A 15,273-nucleotide genomic window follows, 5' to 3' on the forward strand; every position below is an offset into this window, starting at 1 on the left:
AGTGATCGCCCAGCTGCCGCGCGTCGTCGTGACCGGCCACGCCCAGCGTGAAGTGGCTCAACTGCCTCGCGTCGTGATCGTCGGCTACAGCGAAGCCACCCTGGCCCGCCAGACCCTGGCTGCCGCCAAGACCACCGCAAAGCGCGGCTGAGCCGGGCGCCGTCTGAACATGCGAATGACGTCCTGTCCCACCACCGTCGAGCCGAGTCGCCAGTACTGCTGAGCCAGTACTGCCGACTCGGCTCGGCCTATTCCAGAATCTCCTTCAGCCGTGCCCGGTCAAAGCCGATGACGCGCTGGCCGCGCACGACCAGGGTCGGCGTGCCGACGGCGCCCAGGGCCTGGTAGTCGCTCAGGCACTGGGCATCGCGCTCGATGAAGCACTCGCTGAAGGGCACGCCCTCCTGAGTCATCCAGCGCCGCGCCGCCAGGCAATAGGGGCAGGTCTCGGACGAGATCATGCGGATATCGCCCGGCTTGGCGCGCTGCTTCAGCAGTTCGCCGTCCTGCGCTGCAACATGCCCGCGCCAGGCCCAGGAGGCCAGCGCGGTCAGCGCAACGACGACGAGCAGCGAAAGCGGGGGCCACTTCATGGCCCCATGCTAGACCGGCTCAATAAACCTCGGGAACGATGATGTCGTCCGGCACGGGGTTGCGCAGGTAGTCCTCGCGGCGTTCGCGCGCGGGCAGATCGATGTCGGCGTGCGGTACCTCCTGGTAGGGCATCTGGCCCAGCAGGTGATGGATGCAGTTCAGCCGCGCGCGCTTCTTGTCATCCGCCGGCACGACCCACCAGGGCGATTCGGGGATGTGGGTGCGCTCCAGCATCACCTCCTTGGCCGAGGTGTAGGCCTCCCAGCGCCGGCGCGACTCCAGGTCCATGGGGCTCAATTTCCACTGCTTGAGCGGGTCGTGGATGCGGCCCAGGAAGCGCACGCGCTGCTCGTCGTCGCTGATCGAGAACCAGTACTTGATCAGCTGGATGCCCGAGCGCTGCAGCATGCGCTCGAACTCGGGCGCCGAGCGGAAGAACTCCTCGTACTGCTCGTCGGTGCAGAAGCCCATCACGCGCTCGACACCGGCGCGGTTGTACCAACTGCGGTCGAACAGCACGATCTCGCCGGCCGCCGGCAGGTGCGACACATAGCGCTGGAAGTACCACTGCGTGCGCTCGCGGTCGTTGGGCGCCGGCAGCGCGGCCACTCGGCACACGCGCGGGTTCAGCCGCTGCGTGATGCGCTTGATGACGCCCCCCTTGCCCGCCGCGTCGCGGCCCTCGAACAGGATGACGACCTTGTGGCCCGTGTGCTGCACCCAGTCCTGCAGCTTGACCAGTTCGCTCTGCAGGCGGAACAGCTCGCGGAAGTAACGCCGCCGCTCGATGGCTTCACCGGCCGGCGCGTCGCTGGCCATCACACCGTGTTCTCGGTCCTCGAGCTCAAGCTCCAGTTCCTCGTCGAAATCGTCCTGCAGGTCGCGGTGAATGCGCTTCACCAGTTCGTCTTCGATGTGGCTCACGAGGGCTCCCGGCCGCAACGGCGGCTGTAGGCCGCGAGCCTAGGCGGGCGATATGGCGCGACTGTGACAAGGAGCTTGACGACATCGTTTACACACGTAATCATTCGCCATCGTTTACGCTCGTAATCAATGACCAGGCCACCCACCCCCATCAGCGACGCCGAAGCCCAGGTCATGCGCCTGCTTTGGCAGCGCGCTCCCCAGGCCGCCGACGAGATCGCCGCGGTGCTCGGGCCCCGGCAAGGCTGGCAGCTTGCCACCGTGAAGACGCTGCTGAACCGGCTGCTGAGCAAGGGCGCCGTGACGGCCGAACGCGACGGCCGGCGCTTTCTGTACGCGCCTGCCGTACCCGAGGACGCCTGGGTGGCCGACACCGGCCTGTCGCTGATCGACCGGCTGTTCGGCGGGCGCCTGGCGCCGCTGGTGGCGCAGTTCGCGTCGGAACGCAAGCTGAACGCGGACGACATCGCGGCGCTGAAGGCGCTGCTGAAGGAGCAGGGGCATGAGTGAGCGGCTGCTGGTGGTGTTGCTGCAGCAGGCTCTGTTGCTGAGCGTAGGCGTCATGCTGATCGCCGCGCTGCGGCCGCTGCTGCTGAGGCGCCTGGGCGCAGGCAGCGCCTACGCGGCCTGGCTGCTGGTGCCGGCGCTGTTGCTGACGCTGCTGCTGCCCCGGCCGGCGCAGGAGCCGCTGCGCGTGGTGCTGCAGGCCACGGGCAGCGCCCAGACGCTGGCCGCGCCTGCGCTGCCAGCGCCGCCGCCGGATCACGCGGCAGCCTGGTTGGCGCTGTGGCTGGGCGGCGCATCGCTTTTCGCCGCGACCCAGTTCTGGCGGCAATGGCGGCTGACGCGCCTGGGCCAACAACTGCCGGCCGGCAGCAGCCCCGCCCTCGTCGGCTTGCTGCGGCCGCGCGTCGCGCTGCCCGTCGATTTCGAACAGCGCTTCTCGCCTGCCGAGCGCGAGCTGATCCTGGCCCACGAGCAGGTGCATCGCGACCGACTGGACAACCTCTGGAACCTCCTCGCCTGCGCGCTGACGGCGCTGCATTGGTGGAACCCGCTGGCCTGGTGGGCCGCGCGCCGTATGCAGGCGGACCAGGAACTGGCTTGCGATGCCGCCGTGCTGGCGGCCCGGCCCGGCGCGCTGGCCGACTACACGGGAGCCCTGCTCGCCGCCCACGATCTCACGCCCCACGGCGCGCCGCTGGCCAGCCGCTGGGGCAGCTCCCACCCCCTCGTCGAAAGGATCGCGATGCTGAACCGCCCCCTACCCCTGAACCGCCGCCGCGCGCTGCTGCTCGCAGCCGGCGTGGCCGCCGTCTCCACTCTGGCCTATGCGGCGGAAAGCCCACCTCCCGCAGCCGGCGCCGGCTTCATCGAGCTGCAGCTGAAGGTGGAGCGCAGCCAGGGTGGCGACAAGTCGACCGTCGAGGCACGCGTCATCGGCCGCGACGGCGAGCGTGTGATGCTGCGGCTCGAAGCCATGGCCGGCGACGAGCCAGGTTGGGTGAAGGAGCCGCTATCGATCACGCTGTGGCCGAAAAAGGCCGGCGACTCGGCGCTCATCAAGACTCAGATCAGCCATGGCGAGCCGGGCGTGGAACTCGGCCACCCCAGCGTGATGTCGGCCTGGGGTCAGAAGGCCCGCATCGAGATGACCCGCGCCGGCTCGGACGAAAAGTTCGCACTGGAGCTGACCCCCACGGCCTTGCCCGCCAACTTCCAGCCGCCGAAAAACACCTTCTGAGCGAGGAGGCCGCTACAGTGCCGCCTCCCCGAATCCGCCCCCCTGCAATGAGCCTCGCCGACCTCCGCGCGGCGCTGAACGCCGAGCTTTCGGCCACGCCCGAGTACTACGACTTCAAGGTGCTACACAGCGAGCGCGACGGCGTGCTGTGGCGGGTGACGCTGGAGCCGGGCTATGTGTTCGCCGAGGGCCAGCGGCCGGGTGTGGCCTCGGCGCAGGCGCTGCTGGACGACAGCCTGGACGGCGCCTCTGCGTGGTGGGGCGCGCCGAGCAAAGGCGGCGCCAGCGTGCTGGCCGTGCTGGCCGAGGACGACCAGCTCGTGCTGCAGAACGCCAGCGGCCCGCCGCCGCCGGCCGGGCACCTGCTCCGCCTCTACCCGACGCGCTTCCTGAACGCCGTGGCCGATGCGTGGTGGGACACGCCCTGGGCCGAACAGGCGCTGGCCTGCCTGCCCGACCTGTCGAACCCACAACCTCTGCACGGCGGCACGGCATTGACCGGCGAGCCCTTCCGCTGGCTGCGCCCGGCGCAACGCGCAGCGCTGGCGCTGGCGGGCCACAGCAGCGGTTTCCTGTGGGGGCCACCGGGCACGGGCAAAACGACGACGCTGGGCGTGCTGCTGGCCGAGTACCTGGACCGCCACCCGCACGCTCGCGTGCTGCTGCTGTCCACCACCAACCAGGCGGTGGACCAGGCCACGCTGGCCGTCGACAAGGCCCTGCACAAGGGCCGCCGCGAGCACCTGCGCGCCGAAGTGCAGCGCCTGGGCACACGCTTCGCCGCCACGGCCTACGAAGGCCGCGAACACTTGATCCCGACGCAGGACCGCGATCTCATCACCCGCCTGGCCCGCGCCGAAGGCCAGCGGCCATCAGCCCGTGATGCGCTCGCGCTCAAGGCCTGGGCCGACCGCGTCGCCGCACTGCGCGACGAGCTGCGCGCCGCTTCGCTGAAGGTGCTGCAACGCTGCCGCCTGGCCAGCATGACGACGACGCGCGCAGCCTTCACGCTGAAGACGCTGCGCGAGCTGCAGCCCGATGGCGAACCGCCCTTCGACCTGCTGGTGTTCGACGAAGCCAGCCAGGTGAGCCTGGCGCATGCCCTCGTGCTGATGCCGCTGGGCCGCGCCCGGCTGTTTGCGGGTGACCCCCAGCAGCTGTCGCCCGTGCTGCGCAGCGACGACCGTCTGGCCCGGCGCTGGCTGGGCCGCTCGGCGTTTACGGAGATGCCGCGCGGGCCGTCCGTCGCGCTGCTGGACGAACAGTCGCGCATGGCGCCGCCGATCGGCGAGCTGGTCAGCCAGCTGTTCTACGACGGCGCGCTGCGCGTGGCGGCAGACGCCGAGGCTTCGGCCAGCTGGCAGGCTGCTCGCCAACGCAGTTTGGGCGACATCGGCGCCAACGTGCATGTGCATGTCCACCATCTGAAGACGGATGGCGGCTGGTCGGCCGCGGAGCGCGGGCCGGTGCGGCGCGAGTCGGCCGAAGCCATTGCAGAGTTGGTGGAGCGTGCGCTGGCCAGCGGCTCATGGCAGGCCGAGGAGCTGATCGTGCTGACGCCGTTCCGTGCGCAACGGGCGCTGATCCGCCAGCGGCTGCGTGCGCGCGGCCTGCCCGAGGCGCTGCGGGTCAGCACCGTGCACCGCGCCCAGGGCAGCGAGGCGCCGGTGGTGCTGTTCGACCCCGCGGATGGCGCCCAGCCCTTCCTGCACGGCGACGAGGCACAGCGCCTGCTCAACGTCGCGCTGAGCCGGGCGCAGGCCAAGCTGGTGCTGTTCGTGTCGCCCGCCGATGCGGCCAGCCCGCTGCTGGCGCCGCTGGTGCAGCGGCTGCGCTTGGCCGGCGACACCCGGGACGCCCTGCCTCTGCAGGAACTGGCGCGCGAGCCGGGCTTTCCCGCCAATGCGCTGGGGCTGCGCGTGGCCGCCGGGCGGCAGGTGGGCGAGGTGGCGCGCATCAGCGCCGACGGGCGTCAGTTCTGGCTGATCAATGCACGCACCGGGGTGGAGCAGCTGATCGACGCGGAGTTCTGGCGCCGGCGCGCACAGGGCGCGCCGGCATAGCCCTTCAGACCGCCGCCGTGATGACGATCTCCACCTTCCACTCCGGCCGCGCCAGGCCGGCGATGACGGTGGCGCGCGGCGGCGTGTGGCCGGCGGGCACCCAGGCGTCCCAGGCGGCGTTCATGCCGGGGAAGTCGGCGCGGTCGGCCAAGTAGATCTGGGCGCGCAGGATGCGGCTCTTGTCGGTGCCAGCGCGCTCCAGCAGCTTGTCGATGGCGGCCAGCACCTGGGCCGTCTGACCGGTGGCGTCGGCGCTGGCGTCCTCGGGCACCTGGCCGGCCAGGTAGGCGACGCCGTTGTACACGGCCATCTCCGACAGGCGGGCGCCGATGTCGAAACGTTCAACGGGGGTGGAGGCGGTCATGCTTTCTTCCGGTGCTTGGTGGATTTGACGGGATGCGATGCCGGCACAGCTTTCTCTGCCTTGTGCCCGAGCTTGCTCTCGGTGCCGGCCAGCAATTTCTTGATGTTGGCCGAGTGGCGCCACACCAGCAGCAAGCCCATGATGATCAGGGCCAGCGCGGCTGGGCCGGCTTCCCAAATGAGCAACTGATACATCGGCGCGAAGGCGGCCGACACGATGGCGGCCAGGGACGAATAGCGGCTGAACCAGGCAATGATGAGCCAGGTCGCCAGCGTCGCAACCCCTAGCAGGGGGTTGAGCCCGAAGATGACGCCGGCCGCCGTGGCCACGCCCTTGCCGCCCTGGAACCTGAAGAACACCGGCCACAGATGGCCAAGGAAGGCTGCCAGGCCCACCAGCGCCGCCGTGCCCTCGCCAAGGCCGTACCTGGGGCCCCAGATCAGCACGGCCAGCACGGGGAGATAACCCTTGAGCGCATCGAACACCAGCGTCAGGATGGCCGCGGCCTTGTTGCCCGAGCGCAGCACGTTGGTGGCGCCAGGGTTGCCCGAGCCATAGGAGCGCGGGTCCGACAGGCCCATGGCGCGGCTGACGATGACGGCAAAGGACAGCGAGCCGACAAGGTAGCCGACGAGGGCGGCCAGCAGGGGGAGGACGGTTTGCATGGGGCGGCATTGTCGTGCAGCCCGGCCGTGTCAATGCTGCCGGGCCCGCCACCAGACCTGCAGCCGCCGCCCCTGCTCCAGCAGGAACAGGATGAAGCGCCCCACCGGCTTGCGCAGGAACGGCAGGTCCTCCGCGAGCAACAGCAAGCCCAGCGGCAACCATTCGATGCCGATGATGGGCAGAAACCAGAACACCGACGCGGCGATGCACAGCAGGCCAGCCGGGATGCGCACCCACACCGCCCGGGGGCTGTGCAACCAAGCCAGGCAGCGCGCGGCACGCCTGGGCAGCAGGGCCTCCAGCTGGGAGTACGCCAGGTCCAGCGTCTCGCGACCGTTCATGGCGGAGGTTCGCGTCGACATCGAAGGCAGTTTCGCGAGCGCCCGCCAGGCATCCCGTAGGACGAGACCGCGAACGCTCAGCGCCTGCCCCGGCCGACCAGCCGCGGCAGCACCGCAAGAACCGCCAGGGCCAGCAGCGCGCTGATCAGCGCCGTCGTCTCCCGGCCCAGGCCGCAGGCCACGCCGATCGCTGCCGTCATCCAGATGCCGGCCGCCGTCGTCAGGCCCTGGGTGTCTTCCTCGGTGCGGTGCTTGATGATGGCCCCGGCGCCGAGGAAGCCGATGCCGGTGACGATGCCCTGGATGACCCGGCTCATGTCCGCCACGGACATGCCGCCGAGCTGCGGCACCAGCACGAACAAGGCTGCGCCCATGGCCACCAGCATGTGTGTGCGGATGCCGGCCGCCTTGCCCTTTTGCTCGCGCTCATAACCGAGCACACCACCCAGCAGCGCCGCGAGCAGCAGCCGCGTCGTGAGGCGGGTGACCTGCTCCACATCGGGCGCATCAGAGAACTCGGACTGCAGGGTCTGGAGGACGGTGGCCCACATGGCCGCCTGCCTGGCAAGCCGCGCGCCCGCGCCGGTTCAGTTCGCGCAGGTCACCGGCCGCGCATCCAGCAGCTCGGTCAGGACCTTTGGCTCGATGCCGACGAGGTAGCCGCGCCGGCCGCCGTTGATGCAGATCTTCGGCAACACCAGGATCGAAGCCTCGACAAACACCGGCATGGCCTTGCGCACGCCGAACGGCGAGGTGCCGCCGACCTGGTAGCCGCTGTGGCGCTGCGCCACCTCGGGCTTGCAGGGTTCGACCTTCTTGCAGGGGATCTGCCGTGCCAGCTCCTTCAGGCTGACCRTGCGGTCGCCGTGCATCAGCACGATCAGCGGCTCGGCCTTCTCGTCCTGCATGACCAGGGTCTTCACGACGGCGTGCTCCTCGACGCCCAGCTGCTTGGACGACTCGGCCGTGCCGCCGTGCTCGACGTAGTCGTAGACGTGCTCGGTGAAGGCGACGCCGGCACGCTTCAGCGCCTGGGTTGCCGGGGTTTCGCTGACATGGGCGATCTTCTTGCTCATCCCTTCATTCTCGGGGAGGTAAAACTTACTCCATCACAGCAAGCAATTATTGTTTTACAGTAAGTTTTCCGTGTTTGCCCTAGGCCACCATGCCCGACTCCTTTTCTGCCGATGGTTTACGGCGCATCCGCCGCCTGGCCTGGGTCGTGCGGCTGCTCTGCCTGCTCGGCGTCGTGGTCATCGGCACCCTGCCCTTCATCTTCTGGGCCGAGGCCGATTGGGTGGCTGACGTGGCGGCGCGCACCTGGAACCTCAGTCGCATACAGCTCGACATGGGCACGCGGCTGTGGGGCCTTGCAGCCTCCATGCTGCCCACGCTGGCAAGCCTGTTCGCGCTGTGGCAGATGTGGTCGCTGTTCGGCTGCTTCGCCCAGGGCGAGTTGCTGGCGCGCCGGCCGGCCCAGCATCTGCGCCGCCTCGGCCTGGGCTTGTGCGCCCTGGCAGCCGCCCAGCCGCTGGGCCAGACGCTGGCCATCCTCGCGCTGACCTGGGGCAACCCCAAGGGCGAGCGCCAGCTGTGGTTCGGCCTGTCGGGTGATCACTATCTCGCCTTGCTCTTCGGCCTGCTGCTGCTGGCCTTGGCCCAAGTGCTGCACGAAGCCGCGCGAGTCGCCGACGAGAACGCCGAGTTCGTCTGATGCCCATCGTCGTCACCCTCGACGTCATGCTCGCGCGCCGCAAGATGCGCTCGCGCGAGCTGGCGGAGCGCGTGGGCATCACCGAGGCGAACCTGTCCCTGCTCAAGAGCGGCAAGGTGCGCGGCGTGCGCTTCGACACGCTGGCGCGCATCTGCGACGCCCTGCAATGCCAGCCGGGCGATCTGCTCGCCTGGGAACCCGGCCCCGAGCCGCCCGAAGAACCCTGACCTGCTTCCTGCCCATGCGCTTTCTGATCCCTTGCCTGCTGCTCGCGGCCTGCGCCGCCCACGCGCAGACCGAAGTCCTGCCGCCCGTCCAGACCGACCTCAAGCGCGACAAGAGCGTGCTGCCCTATGCGCGCATCAACGAGCTGCTGACCAAGCTGAGCAAGCACGGCGAGGGGCTGTTCCGCATGGACTTCAAGGTCGACGCCGAGAAGACCAAACTGCCTCTGCCTGAGCTACGCATGGTGGTGCGAAGCGACGAGGCCGACCACCCGATCCGGGTCGACGGCGAGGGCCGCTTCGACCTGCCCCTGCTGCCCGAGGCCGAGGCCAGGACAGCCGACTTCGCGACCAACGCGCCCAAGGGCCAGATGGCCGTGCGTGGCACCATCGAGCTGACCGTTCCGCCCGAACAGCTGACGATGGCCAAGGTGCGCCAGACCTTGCGCGTCGCGCGCACATTGCGCGAGGAACTGCTGCCTTGGTACTTGCGCTGGCTGTTCCCGCGCATCGAAGCCGTGCGCGTGTGCTCGGCCACGCCCACCTGGGAGCTGGAGTGGCGTGAGAGTGGCCAACTGCTCGGCTTGCCGCTGCCTCAGGCAGTGGGCGAGCGCGACCCAGAAGCCAAGCCCGGCGAGAAAGGCCGCCCCTGCACGCTGCTGACCGGCCAGGAGAACTGGCCCRACGCGGCCCGGCTGTTGCCACCGGCCAGCAGCAAGCTCAGCGTCAAGCTGTAAGGCATGAACCACCGCTGGATCGCGCGCGGCCTGGTTGGCGGGCTGCACCTGGCCTTGCTGGCCGCGCTGTGGCTGCACCGGCCGCCACCGCTGCACCACCCCGGCGAGCGGCGCGTGACGACGGTGCGCCTGCTGGCGCCACGCCTGCAGCAGGCGCCGCCGCCTGCGCCGTCCATCGCCCCAGTGCCGCGCAAGCCGGAGCCCGAGCTTCCCGACATCGCGCCCCTGCCCTTCAGGACCGAGGCGCCTGGCGCCGCCATCCCTGCGCCCACCGCGCCGGCCGAAACCGTTTCTGCCACCACGGCACCGGCCGAGCCGCCACGCACGGCGCTGCGCTTGACTCTGCCGCCCGGCTATGCCGCGTCGTCAGCCGCCGCACGCAACCCGGCGCTGAGCGACCCGCGCAGCAACACGGCGCGGCCGACGTTCGAGGACCGCATCGCTGACGCCACCGGCGGGGCAGGCGCCTGGGTCGAGGAAAGCACCGGCGAGAACCGCTCCCAGGCTGTCGGCGCACTCGGGGACCGCCGCACCGTCATGCGCCGCGGCAACACCTGCGTCGAAATCTTCCGCTCACGCATTGCCGACATGGACCAGTTCAACGGCAGCGTCGCCCCGCGGGCGATCGGCATGGTCGGCAAGCCCTACAAGTGCAAGTGAGCGGCATCGCGCAGCGCCTGGCGCTCGAAGATGTCGCCAAAACCCTCACCCAGCCCCGACAGCGGGAAGCTGAAAAAGGCATAGCGCCCGGCTGGCAACGTCAGCTTCGTCATGCCCGCCGGCACGGCGGCCGACGGCTCGACGGCAACGCAGGCGAGGTAGTCGAAGCCGGCGTCGGACTGGTTGTGCATGACGCCGTAGGTGGTCCTGGCCTCGGTGGCCTGCGCGACCTCGGGGATGCGGGCCACGAAGCGCGGCCACAGGGCCGGGATATCGGGTGACATCGGCGTCGTGCGGATCTGCAGGCCCACGACGGTGACGGCGGGTCGGTCAATGATCTGGAGCGGCATGGCGGTCCTCGAAGTTGCGAACAGGCGCCCGCGGGGGTGCCCACGCTACGACGAACGCTGGGCATCGTTTTCGACAAACCGGTGTCGCGCAGCAATTTCTGCAACACCGCTGCCGGCGCTGCACGCCCAGGCCGGTGCCTCCATCACTGCCCACACCTGTCATGCGCCAGTTCCTCGCCGCTGCCCTGTTTGCCGCCCTGCTCTCGCCCGCCCAAGCCGCCGCGCCGGCCGAACTGTTTGATTTCTGACTCGGCGGGCGAGCAGTTCGAGGCCCAGCGCATGCGCTTCTACGACATCGAACCCGACAGCTTCGATGGGGACGGGGAAGGCAGCACCGACGGCGGCAAGACCTGGACGCTGATCTGGCGATTGCACCACCAACGCACGCGGTCTTGCGCTTGTCCCTAGACTGGCCGGCTCTGAATCTCCCGATCCCGCCATGCCCTTCTCGACCTGGCTGCTGTTCTGCGGCGTCGCCCTGCTGACCTGCTTCTCGCCGGGCCCCGGCGTGCTGCTCGCGATCTCGAACTCTGTCGCCGTCGGGCCGCGCCACACGATGTTCAGTTCGCTGGGCAATGCGGCCGGCCTCTTCGTCGTGTCCGGTGCGGCCACGGCCGGCATGGGCGCGCTGCTGGCGGTATCGGCTTCGGCCTTCCTGGTCGTCAAGATCGTCGGCGCGGGTTATCTCATCTACCTCGGCATCAAGCAATGGCGCAGCGCCCCGCTGCGGCTGGATGCGTCGGCTTCCACCCATCAGCCAACGACGCCGGGCAAGCTTTTTCTGCAAGGCCTGGGCGTGGCCGTCACCAACCCCAAGGCCATCCTGTTCTTCACGGCGCTGTTCCCGCAGTTCCTGGTGCCTGGCGAGTCCCTGGTCATGCAGACCGTGCTGCTGACGATCACCTTCACCGCCCTGGCCCTGGTGTCCCACGCCTTTTATGTCGGCCTGTTCCGCCAGCTGCGCCGCTTCCTGACCGAGGCGCGACATCTGCGGCTGTTCAACCGCATCTCGGGCGGGCTGTTCGTGCTGCTGGGCCTGAGCCTGCTGAGGCTGCGCAACCGCGCCACCTGAACCGGCTCGTCCTTGCGCTCGCGGGCGCAGCAGCGGCGCCGCACTTTGAAGCCCTGAGGGGCATTCATTGAATCGATTCGGTTGACAACCAATTGATCGAAACCGGCTTTATCGGCTGATTTGGAATCAATAGAGTGCCGCCATCGACCATCCGCCGCCAAGGAGCCCCGATGAAAGCACGCACGATCCCCCACGCCGACTCGAAGGTCGCCAACCCAGCCGCCAGTGACCCCACCGGCGGCCGACTCGCAAGGCGACAGGCGCGAGATGAACCAATGAGCATCACCCTGGCGCGCAAGCTGGCGTGGCTGGCCTTGGCCGCTTCATTGGCGCCTGCCGCATCCATGCCGGCACGGGCCCAGGCTGCGGCGGCTCCCGCCACCCTCGCCGCGGAGCGCGACGGCGCCGGCCACACGCTGCAAGACCTTTACCAGGCCGCCTTGAAGGAAGGCGGCGCGCTGACGGTGTATGCCGGCGGCGACGAGGTCACGCAGGGCTTTGGCATCAAGGCGGCCTTCGAGCGCCAGTTTCCCGGCATGAAGCTGAACCTCGTCGTCGACCTCAGCAAGTACCACGATGCGCGCATCGAGGAGGAACTGCTGCGCAAGGACCTGAAGGTCGACGTCGCCCACCTGCAGACGCTGCATGATTTCGACGACTGGGCAGCGCGCGGCTTGCTGCTGCCGTACAAGCCGACCGGCTGGGACCACGTCCCGGCGGCCTACAAGGATCCGCAGGCGCGCTTCACGGGCCTGTTCATGCTGACCTTCGCGAACAGCTACAACCAGACCCTGGTCACGGCAGAGAACGCGCCGCGCGACTACGCCGATTTCCTGAAGCCGGAGTTCAAGAACCGGATCATCATCACCTACCCGCACGACGACGACGCGGTGCTGTACGTGTTCGACAAGATCGTCCAGAAGTACGGCATCGGTTTCGTCGAGAAGCTGCAGGCCAACGGCGTGCAGTGGGTGCGCGGCACGCAGACGCCGCGCGACGCCGTGGAAGCCGGCAAGTACGCGGTGTCAACCGGGACGTCGGGCAACCTCGTACCGATGGAGTCGTCCAGCCTCCGCTTTGTGCTGCCGACCCGCGATCCCTTCCTGACCTGGGCGCAGACCGGCGCGATCTTCAAGGATGCCAAGCACCCGGCCGCGGCGAAGCTGTACGTCAGCTGGACGCTGTCGCTGCCGGTGGCCTCGAACCCGCAGCGGTTCCCGATCCGCGACGACGTCGCGCCGCCGACCGGCTACCAGTCGATCGACAAATACAACACCAGCCCCGAGGACTTCCACGCCTTCATGCGTGACCGTGCACGGGTTGAGCGGCTCAAAAGCCTGTTCGAGCGCCTGATCGGGCCGGTGCAAGGCATTTCGCCGCTGAAGGACTGAACCCACCGATGCCGGCGGCGCTACGGCGATGCCGTGCCGGCCGTGGCCCGTTCCTGCTCGCGCAGCCGCAGCACGCGCCGCTGCACCTTGCCGGTCGTCGTCATCGGCAGCGCGTCGATGAACTCGATTTCCTTCGGGTATTCGTAGGGCGCCAGGCGCGCCTTCACATGGGCCTGCAGGGCCTCCACCAGCGCGGTGCTGCCAGCATGGCCCTCGGCCAGCACGACATAGGCCTTCACCAGCGCGCCGCGCTCGGCATCCGGCTTGGGCACGACGGCCGCGTTCGCCACGGCCGCATGCTTGAGCAGGCAGTTCTCAATCTCGCCGGGGCCGATGCGATAGCCCGCCGCCTTGAAGACGTCGTCCGCCCGGCCTTCGTACCAGAGCGTGCCGTCCCGGTCGCTGCGGGCGAGGTCGCCGGTGCGGCACCAGTCACCCGTGAACTTGGCTTTGGTCGCTGCCTCGTTGTTCCAATAGCCGAGGAAGAAGACGGGGTCGGGATCGCCGTGGCGGTCACGCGCGTTCACGGCCACCTCACCGGTTTCGCCCGGTGCGCATTCCCGACCTTCGTCATCAATGACGGCCACGCGGTGGCCCGGATAGGCCCGGCCCATGCTGCCCGGTTTGGCCGGCCACAAGGCCTGGCAGTTGCCGACCACGTAATTCATCTCGGTCTGGCCGAACATCTCGTTGACCGGCACCCCCAGCGCGTCGCGGCACCAGTTGAACACCGCGTCGCCAACCGCCTCGCCGGCGCTCATCAGCGCGCGCAGCTTCAGCGCATGGCGCTTCGGGCGAGGCTCGGCCTTCATCATGGCCTTGAGCGCCGTCGGGAACAGGAAGGCATGCGTGACGCCGTAGGCCGCCATCAGCTCGAAGGCCTTGGCAGCCGAGAAACGGCCTTGCCAGGCGACGATGGGGCGGCCGAAGTAGAGCGTAGGCAGCAAAGCGTCCATCAGGCCGCCGGTCCAGGCCCAGTCGGCAGGGCTCCAGAAGACGGCGTCCGTCTTCTGGAGCCCCTTGCTGGGCCGAGGCCCTTCATTGCCGCCTCCCATCTCCCGCTCCCCCTTCCCCAGGGAAGAGGGCCTGATCGTCTCAGTGACATCGGGAAATGGATCGAAGCCGAACCAGTTCTGGCTGGCGACAAAGCCGGTCAGGTTGCCAATCAGCGCCCGCTGCGGGATCAGCGCGCCTTTGGGGTTGCCGGTGGTGCCGCTGGTGTAGATCAGGATGGCCGGGTCGTCGGCCTGAGTGGCCACCGGCTTGAAGCGTGCCTCTTCGGCCTGCAGGGCCTGCATCCACGGCAGCTCGTCGCAATCCACCGGGCATTCGCCCACGACCAGGATGCGGCGCAGCGCCGGGCAGCGCGCCTTGACCTCGCGCAGGGCCGGCAGGGCTTCGCAGGCGGCAATGGCAAGCACGGCACCGCTGTCCTGCAGCCGGTACTCCAGCGCCTCGGCGCCGAAAAGCATGGACAGTGGCATGGCGACCGCGCCAATCTGCTGGATGGCGATGTGGGCGACGGCCGTCTCGAAGCGCTGCGGCAGCACGATGGCCACCCGATGGCAGCGCCGCACACCCTGGTCCAGCAGCGCGTTGGACAGCCGGTTGGCGGCCCGCTGCAATTGCGCGTAGCTGTAGTGGGCTCGGCAGCCGCTTTCGCTGTCGAAATAGATGGCCGTGGCGTTGGGCGTGTCGCGCGCCCAGCGGCCGCAGCAGGCCTCGGCGATGTTGAAGTCCTGGGGCACCTGCCAGCGAAAGGCGCCGTGCAGCTGCTCGTATCGGTCTTCCGCCATGGGCCACCCCGGTTGGGACAAGGGGGCGAATGCTAGCCAGCCCGGCAATGCCCGGGCTAATGGATTGCCCGGGGCAGAAACCGGGTGGTCAGGTCAGAGCCCGAGCCAGGCAGAGGGTGACCACATGCTCGGCCGGTCGCCGTCGGCATAGCGCTCCAGCGCATCGCCGGTCAGGCGGCAGATGCGCCACTCCGGCATGACGTCGGCGCCCAGGCCTTCATAGAAGCGGATGGCGTCCTCATTCCAGTCCAGCACCGTCCAGTCGAAACGGCCATAGCCGCGCTCGCAGGCTGTCTGGGCCAGCTCGATGATCAGCGCCTTGCCCAGGCCGCTGCGGCGGTGGGCGGGGCGCACATACAGATCTTCCAGGTAGAGGCCGGGCTTGGCCAGGAAGGTCGAGAAGTTGGTATAGAACAGCGCAAAGGCGACCACCTCACCGTCCACCATGCCAACCAGGCACTCGGCCGCGGGAGCATCGCCAAACAGATGCGGCTCGAGCTTCTCTGGCGTGACTTCAAGCAGATGGGTCAGGTTCTCGAACTCGGCGAGCTCGCCGATGAGCTGGACGATGGCTTTCAAATCGCGCGGCTCGGCGGCGCGGATGTCGTGGCGGGGTGCGGGCATGGTGGCCAT

Annotated in this window: 20 protein-coding genes; 10 read left to right on the forward strand and 10 right to left on the reverse strand. The window is 69.0% G+C overall.

Annotation, left to right across the window (positions count from 1 at the left end):
* Positions 1 to 248 precede the first annotated feature (248 nt).
* Both ACXJKM_RS19020 and ppk2 read right to left on the reverse strand, forming a co-directional pair.
* Positions 249 to 593: a glutaredoxin family protein gene (locus tag ACXJKM_RS19020; RefSeq protein ID WP_457354344.1), complete on the reverse strand. Its 345-nt coding sequence runs from the start codon at positions 591 to 593 to the stop codon at positions 249 to 251.
* Between the two features lie 19 nt (positions 594 to 612).
* Positions 613 to 1,518: a polyphosphate kinase 2 gene (gene ppk2, locus ACXJKM_RS19025; RefSeq protein WP_082532723.1), complete on the reverse strand. Its 906-nt coding sequence runs from the start codon at positions 1,516 to 1,518 to the stop codon at positions 613 to 615.
* A gap of 129 nt (positions 1,519 to 1,647) precedes the next feature.
* Here ppk2 and ACXJKM_RS19030 point away from each other — a divergent pair, with 129 nt between their 5' ends.
* The 3 genes from ACXJKM_RS19030 to ACXJKM_RS19040 are packed head-to-tail and all read left to right on the forward strand — an operon-like array spanning position 1,648 to position 5,325.
* A complete protein-coding gene (locus ACXJKM_RS19030; RefSeq protein ID WP_056198634.1) occupies positions 1,648 to 2,028 on the forward strand; it encodes a BlaI/MecI/CopY family transcriptional regulator in 381 nt (126 codons plus the stop codon).
* Positions 2,021 to 3,262 carry a M56 family metallopeptidase gene (locus ACXJKM_RS19035; RefSeq protein WP_457354347.1) on the forward strand — a complete coding sequence of 414 codons (1,242 nt, stop codon included), beginning with the start codon at positions 2,021 to 2,023 and terminating at the stop codon, positions 3,260 to 3,262. The genes ACXJKM_RS19030 and ACXJKM_RS19035 overlap by 8 nt, the downstream gene beginning before the upstream one ends.
* A 47-nt stretch (positions 3,263 to 3,309) precedes the next feature.
* Positions 3,310 to 5,325: a DEAD/DEAH box helicase gene (locus ACXJKM_RS19040; protein ID WP_457354349.1), complete on the forward strand. Its 2,016-nt coding sequence runs from the start codon at positions 3,310 to 3,312 to the stop codon at positions 5,323 to 5,325.
* Between the two features lie 4 nt (positions 5,326 to 5,329).
* Here ACXJKM_RS19040 and ACXJKM_RS19045 read toward each other — a convergent pair whose 3' ends face one another.
* From ACXJKM_RS19045 to ybaK, 5 genes are all read right to left on the reverse strand, one after another.
* Complete coding sequence (locus tag ACXJKM_RS19045; RefSeq protein ID WP_057296087.1) at positions 5,330 to 5,689, reverse strand: RidA family protein; 360 nt, start codon at positions 5,687 to 5,689, stop codon at positions 5,330 to 5,332.
* Positions 5,686 to 6,354 (reverse strand): glycerol-3-phosphate 1-O-acyltransferase PlsY, encoded by a 669-nt coding sequence (plsY, locus tag ACXJKM_RS19050; RefSeq protein ID WP_457354351.1) that lies wholly within the window; start codon positions 6,352 to 6,354, stop codon positions 5,686 to 5,688. The genes ACXJKM_RS19045 and plsY overlap by 4 nt, the downstream gene beginning before the upstream one ends.
* Before the next feature lie 30 nt (positions 6,355 to 6,384).
* Positions 6,385 to 6,696: a hypothetical protein gene (locus ACXJKM_RS19055; protein ID WP_082532724.1), complete on the reverse strand. Its 312-nt coding sequence runs from the start codon at positions 6,694 to 6,696 to the stop codon at positions 6,385 to 6,387.
* Between the two features lie 77 nt (positions 6,697 to 6,773).
* Complete coding sequence (locus ACXJKM_RS19060) at positions 6,774 to 7,247, reverse strand: MgtC/SapB family protein (protein WP_457354353.1); 474 nt, start codon at positions 7,245 to 7,247, stop codon at positions 6,774 to 6,776.
* A gap of 36 nt (positions 7,248 to 7,283) precedes the next feature.
* Positions 7,284 to 7,772 (reverse strand): Cys-tRNA(Pro) deacylase, encoded by a 489-nt coding sequence (ybaK, locus tag ACXJKM_RS19065; RefSeq protein ID WP_457354355.1) that lies wholly within the window; start codon positions 7,770 to 7,772, stop codon positions 7,284 to 7,286.
* Positions 7,773 to 7,861: 89 nt separating this feature from the next.
* On the opposite strand from ybaK, the gene ACXJKM_RS19070 reads away from it, so the two are divergent.
* Genes ACXJKM_RS19070 through ACXJKM_RS19085 form a run of 4 tightly spaced genes read left to right on the forward strand, consistent with a single transcriptional unit; the run spans position 7,862 to position 10,031 of the window.
* The gene (locus tag ACXJKM_RS19070; RefSeq protein ID WP_056198651.1) at positions 7,862 to 8,410 is read left to right on the forward strand and encodes a DUF2975 domain-containing protein; all 549 of its coding nucleotides are present in this window, start codon (positions 7,862 to 7,864) and stop codon (positions 8,408 to 8,410) included.
* Entirely contained in the window at positions 8,410 to 8,637 is a 228-nt protein-coding gene (locus ACXJKM_RS19075; protein ID WP_056198653.1) for a helix-turn-helix domain-containing protein, read from the forward strand. Before ACXJKM_RS19070 ends, ACXJKM_RS19075 begins: the two co-directional genes overlap by 1 nt.
* Before the next feature lie 14 nt (positions 8,638 to 8,651).
* Entirely contained in the window at positions 8,652 to 9,371 is a 720-nt protein-coding gene (locus tag ACXJKM_RS19080; RefSeq protein WP_457354357.1) for a hypothetical protein, read from the forward strand.
* 3 nt (positions 9,372 to 9,374) lie between these two features.
* Complete coding sequence (locus tag ACXJKM_RS19085; protein WP_457354359.1) at positions 9,375 to 10,031, forward strand: hypothetical protein; 657 nt, start codon at positions 9,375 to 9,377, stop codon at positions 10,029 to 10,031.
* Here the strand turns inward: ACXJKM_RS19085 and ACXJKM_RS19090 are convergent.
* Entirely contained in the window at positions 10,016 to 10,381 is a 366-nt protein-coding gene (locus ACXJKM_RS19090) for a GyrI-like domain-containing protein (RefSeq protein WP_457354361.1), read from the reverse strand. The genes ACXJKM_RS19085 and ACXJKM_RS19090 overlap by 16 nt on opposite strands.
* Positions 10,382 to 10,618: 237 nt before the next feature.
* Between ACXJKM_RS19090 and ACXJKM_RS19095 the strand changes: the two genes are divergently transcribed.
* From ACXJKM_RS19095 to ACXJKM_RS19105, 3 genes are all read left to right on the forward strand, one after another.
* Positions 10,619 to 10,789 carry a hypothetical protein gene (locus ACXJKM_RS19095; RefSeq protein WP_157281674.1) on the forward strand — a complete coding sequence of 57 codons (171 nt, stop codon included), beginning with the start codon at positions 10,619 to 10,621 and terminating at the stop codon, positions 10,787 to 10,789.
* Positions 10,790 to 10,820: 31 nt separating this feature from the next.
* A complete protein-coding gene (locus ACXJKM_RS19100; protein ID WP_457354363.1) occupies positions 10,821 to 11,453 on the forward strand; it encodes a LysE family translocator in 633 nt (210 codons plus the stop codon).
* A 275-nt stretch (positions 11,454 to 11,728) separates the two neighbouring features.
* Positions 11,729 to 12,844 (forward strand): ABC transporter substrate-binding protein, encoded by a 1,116-nt coding sequence (locus ACXJKM_RS19105; RefSeq protein WP_457354365.1) that lies wholly within the window; start codon positions 11,729 to 11,731, stop codon positions 12,842 to 12,844.
* 20 nt (positions 12,845 to 12,864) lie between these two features.
* Here the strand turns inward: ACXJKM_RS19105 and ACXJKM_RS19110 are convergent, their stop codons facing one another.
* Positions 12,865 to 14,640 carry an acyl-CoA synthetase gene (locus ACXJKM_RS19110; protein ID WP_457354367.1) on the reverse strand — a complete coding sequence of 592 codons (1,776 nt, stop codon included), beginning with the start codon at positions 14,638 to 14,640 and terminating at the stop codon, positions 12,865 to 12,867.
* Positions 14,641 to 14,733: 93 nt separating this feature from the next.
* Positions 14,734 to 15,273: an N-acetyltransferase family protein gene (locus ACXJKM_RS19115; protein ID WP_457354369.1), complete on the reverse strand. Its 540-nt coding sequence runs from the start codon at positions 15,271 to 15,273 to the stop codon at positions 14,734 to 14,736.

The organism is Roseateles sp. P5_D6 (assembly GCF_054049415.1).